The sequence below is a fragment of the Defluviimonas aquaemixtae genome, from assembly GCF_900302475.1.
In the GTDB taxonomy this organism is placed as follows: Bacteria; Pseudomonadota; Alphaproteobacteria; order Rhodobacterales; family Rhodobacteraceae; genus Albidovulum; species Albidovulum aquaemixtae.
Genome location: NZ_OMOQ01000002.1, coordinates 290,348 through 304,576 on the forward strand (window position 1 = coordinate 290,348; position 14,229 = coordinate 304,576).

14 protein-coding genes and 1 tRNA gene are annotated in these 14,229 nt (G+C 64.0%); 7 read left to right on the forward strand and 8 right to left on the reverse strand.

All coding sequences use genetic code 11. From position 1 onward, the window contains the following. Positions 1-179 precede the first annotated feature (179 nt). The 3 genes from DEA8626_RS13185 to DEA8626_RS13195 are packed head-to-tail and all read left to right on the forward strand — an operon-like array spanning position 180 to position 4,314. Complete coding sequence (locus DEA8626_RS13185; protein ID WP_108853703.1) at positions 180-1,190, forward strand: glycosyltransferase family 2 protein; 1,011 nt, start codon at positions 180-182, stop codon at positions 1,188-1,190. Positions 1,191-1,200: 10 nt separating this feature from the next. Next, a complete protein-coding gene (locus DEA8626_RS13190) occupies positions 1,201-2,898 on the forward strand; it encodes a DUF5927 domain-containing protein (protein WP_108853704.1) in 1,698 nt (565 codons plus the stop codon). Between the two features lie 9 nt (positions 2,899-2,907). Continuing rightward, positions 2,908-4,314 (forward strand): nodulation protein NodH, encoded by a 1,407-nt coding sequence (locus DEA8626_RS13195; protein ID WP_108853705.1) that lies wholly within the window; start codon positions 2,908-2,910, stop codon positions 4,312-4,314. A gap of 10 nt (positions 4,315-4,324) precedes the next feature. On the opposite strand, the gene DEA8626_RS13200 is transcribed toward DEA8626_RS13195, so the two are convergent. From DEA8626_RS13200 to DEA8626_RS13235, 8 genes are all read right to left on the reverse strand, one after another. After that, on the reverse strand, positions 4,325-4,789 hold the full coding sequence (locus DEA8626_RS13200) for a PTS sugar transporter subunit IIA (RefSeq protein WP_108853706.1): 465 nt from the start codon (positions 4,787-4,789) through the stop codon (positions 4,325-4,327). 36 nt (positions 4,790-4,825) lie between these two features. Continuing rightward, entirely contained in the window at positions 4,826-5,401 is a 576-nt protein-coding gene (gene hpf / locus DEA8626_RS13205; RefSeq protein ID WP_108853707.1) for a ribosome hibernation-promoting factor, HPF/YfiA family, read from the reverse strand. Between the two features lie 408 nt (positions 5,402-5,809). After that, positions 5,810-6,571: an LPS export ABC transporter ATP-binding protein gene (lptB, locus tag DEA8626_RS13210; RefSeq protein WP_108853708.1), complete on the reverse strand. Its 762-nt coding sequence runs from the start codon at positions 6,569-6,571 to the stop codon at positions 5,810-5,812. Then, on the reverse strand, positions 6,571-7,074 hold the full coding sequence (gene lptA, locus DEA8626_RS13215; RefSeq protein WP_108853709.1) for a lipopolysaccharide transport periplasmic protein LptA: 504 nt from the start codon (positions 7,072-7,074) through the stop codon (positions 6,571-6,573). The genes lptB and lptA overlap by 1 nt, the downstream gene beginning before the upstream one ends. Before the next feature lie 10 nt (positions 7,075-7,084). After that, the gene (gene lptC, locus DEA8626_RS13220) at positions 7,085-7,699 is read right to left on the reverse strand and encodes an LPS export ABC transporter periplasmic protein LptC (RefSeq protein ID WP_108853710.1); all 615 of its coding nucleotides are present in this window, start codon (positions 7,697-7,699) and stop codon (positions 7,085-7,087) included. Positions 7,700-7,703: 4 nt separating this feature from the next. Then, complete coding sequence (locus tag DEA8626_RS13225; protein ID WP_108853711.1) at positions 7,704-8,702, reverse strand: KpsF/GutQ family sugar-phosphate isomerase; 999 nt, start codon at positions 8,700-8,702, stop codon at positions 7,704-7,706. After that, complete coding sequence (locus DEA8626_RS13230) at positions 8,677-9,291, reverse strand: ribonuclease D (RefSeq protein WP_108853712.1); 615 nt, start codon at positions 9,289-9,291, stop codon at positions 8,677-8,679. Before DEA8626_RS13230 ends, DEA8626_RS13225 begins: the two co-directional genes overlap by 26 nt. A 25-nt stretch (positions 9,292-9,316) precedes the next feature. After that, a tRNA-Leu gene (locus tag DEA8626_RS13235) sits at positions 9,317-9,401 on the reverse strand. 147 nt (positions 9,402-9,548) lie between these two features. Between DEA8626_RS13235 and DEA8626_RS13240 the strand changes: the two genes are divergently transcribed. The 4 genes from DEA8626_RS13240 (at position 9,549) to DEA8626_RS13255 (ending at position 14,169) form a co-directional block, all read left to right on the forward strand. Beyond that, positions 9,549-10,535, forward strand: coding sequence for a complex I NDUFA9 subunit family protein (locus tag DEA8626_RS13240; protein ID WP_108853713.1), 987 nt, complete (start codon positions 9,549-9,551; stop codon positions 10,533-10,535). A gap of 151 nt (positions 10,536-10,686) precedes the next feature. Then, a complete protein-coding gene (locus DEA8626_RS13245) occupies positions 10,687-11,670 on the forward strand; it encodes a hypothetical protein (RefSeq protein ID WP_108853714.1) in 984 nt (327 codons plus the stop codon). A gap of 99 nt (positions 11,671-11,769) precedes the next feature. Further along, on the forward strand, positions 11,770-12,573 hold the full coding sequence (locus tag DEA8626_RS13250) for an undecaprenyl-diphosphate phosphatase (protein ID WP_108853715.1): 804 nt from the start codon (positions 11,770-11,772) through the stop codon (positions 12,571-12,573). 159 nt (positions 12,574-12,732) lie between these two features. Continuing rightward, positions 12,733-14,169: an NAD(P)-dependent oxidoreductase gene (locus tag DEA8626_RS13255; RefSeq protein WP_108853716.1), complete on the forward strand. Its 1,437-nt coding sequence runs from the start codon at positions 12,733-12,735 to the stop codon at positions 14,167-14,169. Positions 14,170-14,229 lie beyond the last annotated feature (60 nt).

Sequence of the window (14,229 nt, forward strand, 5' to 3'; positions counted from 1 at the left end):
GCCACTCCGGAGTTTACGCATGAGGGCGCGGGCTGTATCCTCTTGCGCACGAAGGCAGAACATATGGGGATGAGTGTCGCGAGCTGAGTCAGCGATGGCGTCTTGAAGGCGCAGGCTGTAATCGCGTCTTAATCGAGTTGCCCCATGATCATACGTGGCTACGTTTCGAAGGGATCGCTTTGGGCGTCTGGCAAAGATACCAGCTCCGTCTGCGCCGCAAACGGCTCAGGTTCCGGGCGTTTCGCAGGCGCCGTGAACTTCGGCCAGTTACGAACCGAACCGCCGACATAGCCCGCGGCGATATCCTCGTCGTGGCGGTTCTTCGCAACGAACGAGTCCGGCTGCCCTATTTTCTTCGCTACTACCGCGATCTGGGCGCAAGTCACTTTCTGATCGTCGACAACGCCTCGGACGATGGGTCGCGCGAGTGGCTCGAGGCGCAGAAGGACGTCTCTCTCTGGTCCGCGACATCGAGCTACCGATCGGCCCGCTACGGTGCCGACTGGGTCAACTGGCTTCTTATGCGCTACGGGCGCGGCCACTGGATACTTGCGGTCGATGTCGACGAGTTCTTCGTCTACCCGTTCTGTGACACCCGGCCGATCGGCGCGCTGACTGACTGGCTCGACACCTGCGGAGTGCGAAGCTTTCCGGCGATGGTTGTCGATATGTATCCCAAGGGCGCGGTGGGTTCCGTGCCCTACCGCGAGGGCGCTGACCCTTTCGAGATCGCCAATCACTTCGACAGCGGGAACTACACGATCTCGAAAAACGAGCGCTACGGCAATCTCTGGATCCAGGGCGGACCGCGTGCGCGGACGATGTTCGCCGAACGGCCGCACGAAGCCCCTTCGCTCAACAAGATACCGCTGGTCAAATGGCGCTGGGGCTGCTGCTTCGTGAGTTCGACGCACATGCTTTTGCCGCGCGGCCTCAATCTTGCTTACGATGAATGGGGCGGCGAAAAGCCTTCAGGTTGCTTGCTGCATGCCAAGTTTCTCTCCACGCTCGAAGCGAAGGTCGAGGAGGAGCTTGAGCGGCGCGAGCATTTCGCCAATAGCCGCGAATACGTCGCCTATGCCGAGCAGCTGCGGGACGGCGCGAACCTGTGGTGCAAGTGGTCGGAGAAATACATCAACTGGCGCCAGCTGGAGATCCTCGGACTGATGTCGAAGGGCAACTGGGCATGAGCGCGCTCGCATGACGGTCGGCTTCATCATGATGTGCCACACGGCGCTTGACCGTGCCGCAGAGGTCGCGCGGTTTTGGGCAGACGCCGGCTGTCCGCTCGTTGTCCATGTCGATCGCCGCACGTCGGCCGAGGAGTATGACGGTCTGGTCGCGGCGCTCTCCGATCTTGAGATCGTGAGCTTTTCGCGCCGCTATGCCTGCGACTGGGGCACGTGGTCCCTGGTCGCCGCGACGCAGTCGGCGGCCGAGCAGCTACTGGCGCGGCACGAACGCTTGCGCCATGTGTTTCTCGCGTCGGGCGCCTGCCTGCCTCTACGCCCGGCCGAAGAACTCATCGGGTATCTCGACGCGCGACCCAACACCGACTTCATCGAGAGCGTGACGACGGCCGATGTCGGCTGGACGATCGGCGGGCTGAACTACGAACGCTTCACGCTGCGGTTCCCGTTTTCGTGGCGAAAGCGCCGAAAGCTGTTCGACTTCTATGTTCGGCTCCAGCGGCGTTTCGGGTTCAAGCGCCGGGTGCCGCCCGGTATCGTCCCGCATCTCGGTTCGCAATGGTGGTGCCTGACGCGGCGCACGCTGTCGGCTATTCTCGAAGATCCGGCGCGCAAGGCGCATGATCGCTATTTCCAGCGCGTATGGATTCCGGACGAAAGCTATTTCCAGACGCTCGCAAGGCTCTATTCCACCGAGATCGAGAGCCGCTCGCTTACGCTGTCGAAGTTCGACTTTCAGGGCAAACCGCATATCTTCTATGACGACCACCTGCAGCTTCTTCGCCGATCCGACTGCTTCGTGGCGCGGAAGATCTGGCCGCGTGCGGACCGGCTCTATCGCACCTTCCTCGCGCCCGCATCGGAACAGGCGGCGCGGGCGGAGCCCAATCCGGGCAAGATCGATCGGCTTTTCGCCAAGGCGGTGGAGCGGCGGACGCGCGGTCGTGCCGGACTATACATGCAAAGCCGCTATCCCCGACGCGACCACGAGAACGGCAAGACATGCGCGCCGTATTCGGTGTTTCATGGTTTTTCCGACCTTTTCGAGAGCTTCGACATCTGGTTGTCGAAGACGATCGGCGGCCGGGTGCATGGCCACGTATTCGGGCCGGAGCGGGCGGAGTTCGCGGGCGGCGAGACGATCTTCAACGGCGCGCTTTCGGACAACGCGACGCTGCGCGACTACAATCCAAAATCGTTCCTGACCAACCTCATCTGGAACACGCGCGGCGAACGCCAGTGCTTCCAATTCAGCCCGCGCGACAACCAGGAGTGCAACTGGTTCATGGCGACCGACCCCAATGCCCAGATCTCGGTGCTCTCCGGGACCTGGGCCGTGCCGCTGTCGCGCGCCAACATGAACTTCTCCGACATCCGGAAAGAGGCCGCGCGGCTTCAGAAGCTCGAGATGGAACATCTGGACATTCTCAGGACGATGTATGTGAAGGCTCGGGTCCGCATCTGGACGATGGCCGAGTTCATCGAAAACCCGATGGAGCATTTGCAGACTGTCATCGACGAGATCCGGCCGCGCGGCGCCCGCCAGCCAATCGAAGCGCCGAAGATGGTGGACCTGACCGGCTTCGGGCAGTTCCTCCAGAGCCTCAAGAACCAGGGCATGCAGCCCACTGTCATGGGCGACTTCGCCGTCAGCGCCGAACCCGACCGGCCATCGCGTGACCGCGGCCGCCCTTATCTCGTGCGATAGGGACGCTTCGTGGCGGGCAATTTCGACTACTTCGTCATCCTGGCCGAGATGCGGACCGGATCGAACCTGCTCGAGGCGACGCTCGACCAGGTCAAGGCAATCCGCTTGCATGGGGAGGCGTTCAACCCCGACTATATCGGTGCGCCGAGCAACGAAGTGCTGTTCGACATGACGATGGCGGACCGGATCGCCGATCCGCAGACGCTTCTGTCGCGCATTCGGGACGCGGACGGCCTGAACGGTTTCCGTTTCTTCTTCGACCACGACCCGCGCGTGGTTGAAGAGATGCTGGCCGATCCGCGCTGCGCCAAGATCGTGCTGACCCGAAATCCGGTCGATTGCTACATCAGCCTCAAGATCGCCTACAACACCAAACGTTGGCAGTTGACGGATGTGAAGGACAAGATCGCCTGGAAGCCGCCCTTCAAACCGGCGGAGTTCGAGGCGTTCCTGGCCGAACGGCAGGCGTTCCAGGTCCGCATCCTGAACGCGCTGCAGGTGAGCGGACAGACCGCCTTCTACCTGGACTACGAGGACACCCTGCGGGCGGACGTGATCAACGGCATGCTCGGCTGGCTCGGGCTGGAGGACCGGATCGAGCGGATCTCTGACGATCTCGTGCGTCAGAACCCCGAGGAGATGTCAGACAAGGTCCGCAACTTCGCCGAGATGGAAGAGGCGATCCAGCGCATCGACTGGGCGGGGCTTGCCCGGACGCCGTGCCTTGAGCCGCGCCGCGGGCCCGGCGTGCCACGCAGCATCGCGGCGGCGGGTGCGCCGCTTCTCTACATGCCGATCCCGCCGGGACCGGACGCGGAATTGCGCGACTGGCTTACGGGGTTCGGCAGCGGCAGACTCATTGAGGATTTCACACAGAAGACGCTGCGCGTCTGGATGCGCAAGTCGCCGGGTCACCGCTGCTTTACGGTCCTGCGCCATCCGCTTCGCAGGGCAGACGACGCGTTTCGCGCCGTGCTTGGAGGCGAGGGATTCGGCGACATCCGATACTCGCTTGGCGCTCACTACGACGTGCCGATCCCTATGGAAGGTGGCGCCGAGGCGATGAGCGCGAATGACTACCGCGCAGCGTTGCTTGCATTCCTGCGTTTTGTGAAGGTGAATCTGAGCGGGCAGACCGGGCTTCGCCAGGACATCGTCTGGGCCAGCCAGTGGTCGGTTCTGAACGGCCTCGCGCAGTTCGCCGCGCCCGATCTTCTCTGCCGGGAAGAGACGCTTGCCGATGATCTTGCCTATCTCGCCGGGGCTGTCGGCGTGGAGGCGCCGCCGCCGACAGTACGCAAGGAAGCTGCGCCCCACCCGCTTTCGACGATCTACGACAAGGAACTGGAAGCCGCCGCGCACGACGCCTACCGGCGCGACTACATCACCTACGGGTTCAAGCGCTGGCGACGCTGAGGCGCGCGCCTCAGGCCGCCTGGATCGTGCAGGCCTCGGTCAGCACGGCATGCAGCGCGGCCGGGTCGCTGTTGGCGCGGAGCTTGGTGCAGGTGTCCTCATTCCGCAGCGTTCGTGACACAAGCGCGAGCGCCTTCAAATGTTCGACACCCGCGTCCTTGGGCGCGAACAGCGCAAAGACCAGATCGACCGGCTGACGATCGACCGCGTCAAAATCGAGCGGTTTTTCGAGGCGCAGGAACACACCTACGACTTCGTCTATTCCGTGCATGCGCGCATGTGGCAAGGCGACTCCGTGACCCACGCCCGTCGGGCCGAGGCTTTCACGTTCCTGAAGCGCGTCGATGGTGTCGGCCACGTTCAGGCCGCACACGGTATGCGCTACCTCGCTCAGATCCTGAAAGAGGCGTTTCTTGCTGGTCGCGTGGCCGAGCACCCGAACGGCTGCGGGTTTCAAAAGGTTAGAAAGTTCCATTTACCCTATCTGTTCTGCACTTCCGTGCAGGATGCCCTAGGTGCCGGCCGACGGATCGATCCAGCCCACGTTACCATCTTCCCGGCGGTGGACGACATTGACCCCGCCATTCTTCTCGTTGCGAAACACCAGGAGCGGGGCCCCTGACAGTTCCATCTGCATAACCGCCTCGCCGACCGAAAGAGAGGGGATCTTCGTCTCCATCTCGGCGATGATCATCGGCTGCAGACTGTCAGGCTCCGAATCCGCCATTCCGCCATTCGCGGCGAGCACATACATGGGCGCATCGGCGAATTCAACAGGTTCGGACCGTTCGCGGTGATGATCTTTCAACCTGCGCTTGTATCGACGCAGTTGTTTGTCCATCTTTTCGCGGCATTCCTCGAAGGCGGCATAGATTTCGTGAGCCTGGCCTTTCGCGGCCGCAGTGAGGCCGGTCGACAGGTGGACCGTGGTCTCGCAGATGAATTCGTGCGCGTCCCGGGAAAAGATCACGGTCGCATCCGTGGGGCGCTGGGAATATTTCTCGACCGTCTCGCCGAGTTCGCCCTGCACATGGGTCTGCAGCGCGTCGCCGACATCGATCTGTTTGCCGCTGATCCTGTATCTCATTTCACCTCCTACGTTTGAAATCCCGCGTGCAGCAGACCTCCGGCTGCCCGGAACATCATCATCTGTGGCGGGGTTTTGTCTTTGCGCTGTCGCTTCGGCTGGTTCTCTCAAAAAGACCTTCCGATGCCTTCGCCCGAACACTGAGGGTATGCGCATGCATTTCTAATATTTGGCGACAGTTCGTGGCCCGATGTCAACGCCCTCGTTGAGTACGTGTGTACAAGTGATCTTGTTAGCAAGATGGGCGCTCGTTGATTTCAGTGCGATGAGGGCTGACTGCGCATGTCCGAAGCCGACGCCCGGCCCATGCGTCTGCGCGTGCCGGGCGTCTGACTGGGCGCGCTTCGGGGCACCGTGACGAAGCAATCGATTCGCAAAAGGCGGATTCTCGGAGGTTCGCTTCGCTCCTCAGCCAATGCGGAAGCTCTGGCCAAGATAGACGCGGCGCACGTTCTCGTCGCGCACGACTTCGTCGGCTGTGCCGCTCATGAGGACGACGCCGTCGTGCAGGATATAGGCGCGGTCGACGATCTCGAGTGTCTCGCGGACGTTGTGATCGGTGATCAGGACGCCGATGCCACGCGATTTTAGCTCATGGACCAGTTGGCGGATATCGCCGACCGAAATCGGATCGACTCCGGCGAAGGGTTCGTCGAGCAGCAGGTATTTCGGGTCGGCCGCCAGGCAGCGCGCGATCTCCACCCGCCGCCGCTCGCCGCCCGACAGCGCCAGCGCGGGCGCGCGCCTGAGATGCGTGATCGAGAACTCGGACAACAGCTCCTCGAGCCGTTCGCGGCGTTTGTGGGTGTCCGGCTCGGCGATCTCAAGGACTGCGTTGACATTGTCCTCGACCGAGAGGCCGCGGAAGATCGAAACCTCCTGCGGCAGGTACCCGATGCCGAGCCGCGCGCGCCGATACATCGGCAGGCCGGTCACATCGCGACCGTCGATTTCCACCTGTCCGGCATCGGCGGCGATCAGGCCCGCGATATTGTAAAAGCAGGTTGTCTTGCCCGAGCCGTTTGGCCCGAGAAGCGCCACCACCTCGCCGCGCGCCAGTTCCAGCGACACGTCGCGGATGACCGGGCGCCGGCGGTAGCTTTTCCGCAGGTGGCGCACGCTCAGTCCGGCGCTGCCGTCGGTGATCGTGAGATCGGGCCTGGCGTCCATCAGTTGCCACCACTCGGTTGCAGCACCGTTTTGACCCGGCCCTCCATGCGGCCTGTGCCCGTGGAGAGATCGACGATCAGCTTCTGACCCGACAGCGTATTGGCGCCCTGAACCAATAGAACGTTGCCGGTCATCACCACTTCGCCCGAGTCGATCGTGTAGACAGCCTCCTCAGCTTCGGCCGCCTCGGCGCCGCTGACGAGCGTTACGCCGCCCGTCGCGTGAAGCCGCTCGATCCGACTCTGGTCCTCGCCGCCGTACTCGACGACCACCTCGGCCGCCGACAGACGCATCTCACCTTGGCCGACAAGGACGTTGCCGCTGAAGACCGCAGTGCCGTCGTTTTGGTCGACGGTCAGCTGATCGGCCGTGACCTCGACCGGCAGGCCGGTATCCGCGCGGAGGCCGCCGAATGCGACGGACGCGCCCTGCCCTGCAGCCATCGCGGCCGGCAGGACCGCGAGCGCCGTCGCGGCGATCAAGGCGATGAGGCGGACAGGCATGCGGGATCCTTCACTTCTGCGGTTCGTATATCAGCTTCACATCCGTCTTGAAATCCAACAGATAGCCGGGCTTTTCGACATCCTCGTGGCGGATTTCCATCTGTCCTGCGGTGATTTGGCCATAGGGCGCTTCAGCCTGAACCTCGCCATCCGAGCGAAGGTTGGTGCGGTCGAGCGCGCTGTCAAGGCCGGCGGTCAACATCCGGTAGCCAGTGGAGGTCACGATCTCGACATCGCCGGACAAGCGCATGCGACCGGCGGGGCGGTCGATTTCGCCTTCGCGGGCCCTGATGTCGATGCGCAGGCCTCCCGGGGTCTCGTAGACAGCCACGAGGTCTTCGGCCCGCGCCTCGTCGTTGTCGCCCTGCCCGGTCCGAGCAGTCCGCGCGGTGAAGCTGACGGCGGCGCCGTCCTCGGTCACCGCCAAGTATTCAGGTGCTGTGAGGCGCGGGTCGCGCGCAAGTGCCTCGACGTCCACGCGGGCGTAAGGCAGCGCCGCATCGGTGTCGATCCGCCGCGAGAGCAGGAAGAGCGTCGACAGGATTGCGAGCGCGAAAAGCGGCAGGATGATCTTGAGCCAGAAGACGACGCGCGAATGGATCGTTATGTCACGGTCGTCCGCCATCGGCTCAGACCACGCCCGCGCGCAGGCAATCGTGGATATGGATGAGCCCGGAGGCGAGCCCGTCGCCCTCCGGGTCGACCACGAAAAGACAGGTGATCTTGCGGTCGCGCATCAGCGCGACGGCCTTCTGCGCGACCTCGCCGGGACCGATCGTCAGCGGGCCCTCGGTCATGACCTCGTCAGCAGTATGGTCCAGCAGCCCCGCCATGTGCCGCCTGAGGTCGCCGTCGGTCACGATCCCCATGAGCCGGCCCTTGGCATCCGTCACGCCGACCACGCCGAAGCCCTTCTGGCTCATCGTCAGAAGCGCGTCGCTCATCTGGGTGCCTGCGGGCACGAGCGGCACCGCATCGCCACCATGCATCAGGTCCTCGACCTTCATCAGCATGGCGCCGAGCTTGCCGCCCGGATGGAAGGTGCGGAAATGTTCCGGCGTGAAGCGGCGATGTTCCATCAGCACCACCGCCAGCGCGTCGCCCAGCGCGAGCGTCATCGTGGTCGAAGTGGTGGGCACGACGCCGGTTCCGCAGGCCTCTTCAGCGTCGGGGAGGACGATCGCGACATCCGACTGGCGCAGGAGCGTGGAGCCGGGCCGGCTCGCGATGCCGATCAGCGGAATGGAGAAGCGGCGGGTATGGGCGATGATGTCCTTCAGCTCGGGCGTCTCGCCGGAATTGGACAGCACGAGCGCCACGTCGCCTTCCGTCACCATGCCAAGATCGCCGTGGCTCGCCTCGGCCGGGTGGACGTACTGCGCGGGCGTGCCGGTCGAGGCGAGCGTCGCCGCAATCTTGCGCCCCACATGACCCGACTTGCCCATGCCCGAGACGATGACGCGCCCCTTGGCCTTCAGGATGAGGTCGATCGCTTCCGCGAAGCTGTCGCCGAGCGCGTCGGAAAGTGCGGCAAGCCCCGCCGCCTCGATGCCGATCACGCGTCGGGCGGTGGCGAGGAAAGTCTCGCCCCCGACATTGGGCTCAGTGCTTGAAGATGTCGCTGTCATCGTCCCATCCCATGAGGTCGAGCGTCGCGCGGACGGGCAGGAACGCGAAACAGGCGCGGGCAAGCTCCATCCGCCCTTCGCGGTCGAGACGGCCGTCAAGCTCGGCCTTCAGCCGGTGAAGGTAAAGCACGTCCGTCGCGGCATATTCGGCCTGCGCGTCTGTCAGGGTTTCAGCGCCCCAGTCCGAGGTCTGTTGCTGCTTGGAAATGTCGACGCCTAGTAACTCCTGCAACAGGTTTTTCAGCCCGTGCCGGTCGGTGAACGTGCGCACGAGCTTCGAGGCGACCTTGGTGCAATAGACTGGCGCGGTCGTGACGCCGAAGGCGGCGTTCAGCGCGGCGACGTCGAACCGGCCGAAGTGAAAGAGCTTCAGCACTGCGGGATCGGCGAGCAGGTGTACCAGGTTGGGCGCCTCTGTCTGGCCCCTGGCGATCTGCACCAGATGGGCGTCGCCGTCGCCCGCCGAAAGCTGGACGAGGCAAAGCCGGTCGCGGCGCGGATCGAGGCCCATCGTCTCGGTGTCGACAGCCACCACGGGGCCGAGATCGAGCCCGTCGGGCAGGTCATGCTTGTGCTGATGAATCGTCATACCACCCCTCGTCGGCGGAGGGGTCTGGTGCCCAGGAGAGGACTCGAACCTCCACGCCTTGCGGCACACGGACCTGAACCGTGCGCGTCTACCAATTCCGCCACCTGGGCAGGTGTCATGACGGGCGATGTATCCCTGGGGCGGGGTGCTGTCAACGGGGGGCGCGCGAATCCCGGATGCGCGCAATCGCGCCTTGTGAGGCGGGCGCCGGGGCGCTAATCAGGGGGCGACGGAAGTGCAGGCCGGAGACGGGACCGATGTCGAAGCTAGTCACTATTTACGGCGGTTCGGGATTTCTCGGGCGGTACGTTGCGCGGCGCATGGCGAAAGAGGGCTGGCGCGTGCGCGTCGCCGTCCGGCGCCCGAACGAGGCGCTGTTCGTCAAGCCCTACGGCGCTGTCGGCCAGGTGGAGCCGATATTTTGCAACATCCGCGACGATGCTTCGGTGCGCGCCGCGATGGCCGGGGCCGATGCCGTGGTCAACTGTGTCGGCACGTTCGACAAACGGGGCAAGAACAACTTCGGGGCCGTGCACGTCGAGGGCGCGAGCCGCATCGCGCGGATCGCGGCAGAAACTGGTGTCGAAAGGCTCGTCCATGTCTCGGCGATCGGAGCGGATCCGGAGAGCGAAAGCGACTATGGCCGCACCAAGGCGGAGGGCGAGGCCGCCGTGCTCGCGGCTTTCCCCGGCGCGATGATCCTGAGGCCGTCGCTCATGTTCGGACCCGAGGACGGGTTCTACAACCGCTTCGCCGCGATGTCGCGACTCGGGCCCGTCCTCGCGCTGGTCGGCGCCGAGACGCGGTTCCAGCCGGTCTATGTCGACGACGTAGCGCGTGCCGCAGTGGCGGGCGTGCTGGGCCAAGCGACGGGGCTCTACGAACTCGGCGGCCCCGAAGTGGCGTCCTTCCGGGAGCTGATGCAGGACATGCTGAGGGTGATCAACCGGCGCCGGATGATCGTGAACATGCCCTTCTGGGCGGCGCGGATCATGGCGGGGCTGCTGGACTTTGGCTCTATGCTGACCGGAGGGCTGGTCTCGAACCGCATCCTCACGCGAGATCAGGTGAGATCGCTTGCCAACGACAACGTCGCGGCACCGGATGCCAAGGGCCTCGCCGATCTCGGCATCGCGCCGATGCCGGCGGAGGCGGTCCTGCCGGACTATCTCTGGCGGTTCCGCCCCTCAGGCCAGTACGACGCGATCACCGCCTCGGCCCGTAAGCTGCGCAAGAACGGCTGAGCACTGATCTTCGCGATGAGCGCGCAATATGCACTGTCGCTAACCAATTGTTTCCGCTTGTGCCCGATGCCGTGAAAGGTTTGACCTGATCTAACCTTTGAACGACACTGTCGCCCAGTTGGCAGAAGGTATTTGTGGGAAGGGTTTCAGCATGGCTGAGCGGCTTTTGCTGCATATTGGCTATCACAAGACGGCGACGTCTTGGATGCAGCAGCGACTGTTCGTGCCCGAGCATGGATACTTTCAGATTGCGCGCCATGCCGAAGTTTGGCGCCATGTAGTTGCGCCGCACGGTCTGCTCTTCGATCCCGCGGGAATGCAGGAAGTTATCCGCGACGGCATGGCGGAGGTTCCCGAAGGCAAGGTGCCCGTGATCTCGTCCGAGATCCTGTCCGGCCACCCGTTCTTCGGCGGCATGGCGAGCGACGACTACGCCCGCCGTCTGAAGGCAATCGCCCCCGACGCACGAATCCTGATCTCTGTCCGGTCGCAGACGCGCATTCTGACTTCGGTCTACATGCAATACCTGCTGCGCGGCGGCACCATGAGTCCGCAGCTGTTCTTCGCGGGCGATCCGGAACTCGGCTTTCATGGGTTCCGGCCCGAGCATTTCGAGTATCACCGCCTGATCGGCCTCTATCAGGAGCTGTTCGGGGAAGAAAACGTTCACGTTGTCACGCAAGAAAGCCTGGCCGCCGACATGGACGGCGCGACACGGCGGCTGGCAGGGTTTGCCGGCAACCGGGAGTTCGACGGCGTGCTGCCCACCCGTCGCGCGGTCTATGCGCCGAGCTATCCCGAATATGCGGTTCCGATCCTCAGGCGGATCAACAAGTTCCAGAAAAGCGTGCTCACGCCCGCTCCGACGATCCGCATTGGCACAACGCCCATGGGCTTTTATCGCATCGTCGGATACATCCTGCGGCGGCCGCCCTTTTCGTGGCTGATGAAGGATCTGCACCCGGTTTCACGCTACGTGGAGCAGACCTTCGAGGGACGCTTCGATGCGAGCAATCGCAAGCTGGCCGAGATCGCGGGGCATTATCTCGATCTGACCGACTACGGGATAGCGCTGCATCGGGTGCCGCCCAGAATCGAGTCACCGGAAGCCGCGCAGCTCGCCTCCGCGCGCTGACGCCGGGACCAGCGCTTGCCCGGGTGCCTTGTCTTGCGTGGCTGGGGGTCCTAATGCTGTCGCCGGCGAAGGCAGGCGGCGCAGAAAAGGACCCCCGGGATGAGCGACACGACACTGACCGCCTTGGCGCTGGGGCTTCTCGAGGGCCTGACGGAGTTCATCCCCGTCTCCTCGACCGGGCACATCCTGCTTGCGGGCCATTTCCTTGGATTCGAGAGCGCGGGCAAGACCTTCGAGGTTGTGATCCAGCTGGGTGCCGTGCTGGCCGTGATCGGGGTCTATGCGGCCAAGATCGGGCGCACTTTGGTCGACCTGCCACATGACCCGCACGCGCGGCGCTTCGCCGGGTCGGTGCTGCTGGCGTTCTTTCCGGCGGTCGTCGTTGGCGTCCTGGCGCATGGGTTCATAAAGGAAGTGCTCTTTGAAAGCCCGCGCCTCATAGCCTCGATGCTGATCCTCGGTGGCTGTGTTCTTCTCGTGGTCGACCGCCTTCCGCTGACCCCGCGGCACCACGATGCCGAACGGTTTCCGCTGCCGATGGCCTTGGGGATCGGCGTGATCCAGTGTCTCGCCATGATCCCCGGCGTGTCGCGGTCCGGCGCGACGATCGTCGGCGCGCTGGCGTTCGGCGCGGACAAGCGGGCGGCCGCGGAGTTCTCGTTCTTCCTGTCGATGCCGACGATGGCCGGCGCCTTCGCCTATGACCTCTACAAGAACCGCGACGTCCTGGACCTGAGCGCCGTGGGCGAGATCGCTATCGGCTTCGCCGCCGCCTTCGTGGCTGCTATCCTCGTCGTCAGGTGGTTGCTCGGCTATGTCAGCCGGCACGGCTATGCGCTGTTCGGCTGGTGGCGAATCATCGTCGGGACCGGTGTCCTGGTGGCTCTGGGCGCCGGTTTCTAAGAGATAGGTAAACCGATTTGACCTAAAATGGGTCAGAAACTTTGCCCTTCGTCTGTCAAAGCTGAAAAAACCGCAAAACAAGTCACTAATACTGACTTTTATTTTGTGCCTCGTGAGAGTAGCAAGATCGGACTGTTTTCCCTGTCGGAAGTGATGCACATGGCGACCAATCGCATGCTGAAATTCGTGACGGTCTCCCGCGAGATGCCGGAGAAGCGCGACGCCAATGTGCGCTCCCAGGATTTCAGCGAAATCTACAGGGAGTACGCCGCGGTCAAGGCGGCCGAGCAGGCCGGTCGGTGCAGCCAATGCGGCGTGCCCTATTGCCAGACGCATTGCCCCTTGCACAACAACATTCCCGACTGGCTCAGGCTGACCGCGGAAGGCCGGTTGCAGGAAGCCTATGAGCTGAGCCAGGCAACCAACACCTTCCCGGAGATCTGCGGCCGCATCTGCCCGCAGGACCGGCTTTGCGAAGGCAACTGCGTGATCGAGATCTCGGGCCACGGCACGGTGACGATCGGCGCGATCGAGAAATACCTGACCGACACTGCCTGGGACAGCGGCTGGGTCAAGCCGATCAAGCCGCGCGAGGACCGGCCCGAAAGCGTCGGCATCATCGGCGCTGGGCCGGGCGGCCTTGCCGCCGCCGACGTGCTTCGTCGGCAGGGCGTGCAGGTCACGGTCTACGACCGCTACGACCGCTCGGGCGGGCTCATGACTTACGGCATCCCCGGCTTCAAGCTGGAAAAGGATATCGTCATGCAGCGCAACAAGCAGCTTCAGGATGGCGGCGTCGAGTTCGAGCTGAACTGCAATGTCGGAGAGGACATCAGCTTTGACGCGATTCGGGGCAAGCATGACGCCGTGATCATCGCGACCGGCGTCTACAAGAGCCGCGACCTGCAGGCCCCGGGATCGGGTGCTTCGGGGATCGTGAAGGCGATCGACTACCTGACCGCCTCGAACCGCAAGTCGTTCGGCGACGAAGTGCCGGAATTCGACTCGGGCGAACTCGACGCCAAGGGCAAGCGCGTCGTGGTGATCGGCGGCGGCGACACGGCGATGGACTGCGTGCGCACGGCGATCCGGCAGGGGGCGCAATCGGTGAAGTGTCTCTACCGCCGCGACCGTGCCAACATGCCGGGTTCGCAGCGCGAGGTCGCCAATGCCGAGGAGGAAGGGGTTGAGTTCGTCTGGCTGACCGCACCGAAAGGGTTCACGGCGGACGGCTCTGTCGAGGGTGTCATGGTGCAGAAGATGCGCCTCGGCGCGCCGGATGCGAGCGGGCGGCAGGCGCCCGAGCTAATCGAGGGCGCCGATTATGTCGAAGACGCCGACCTGGTGATCAAAGCGCTCGGATTCGAGGCGGAGGACCTGCCGAAGCTCTGGAACACCGAGGGGCTTGAAGTGACGCGCTGGGGCACGGTGAAGGCCGATTTCCGCAGCCACGCAACGAGCCTGCCAGGGGTCTTCGCGGTCGGCGACATCGTGCGCGGCGCGTCGCTCGTCGTCTGGGCGATCCGCGACGGACGCGAGGCGGCCGAAAGCGTTCTCGACTATTTGTCGGAGACGCAGGCGGTGGCGGCGGAGTAGAATAGGCTAACGCTTGCGGCGGGCCGAAATCGGCGGGTGGTCAGTGTCTGGTTTTCGTAC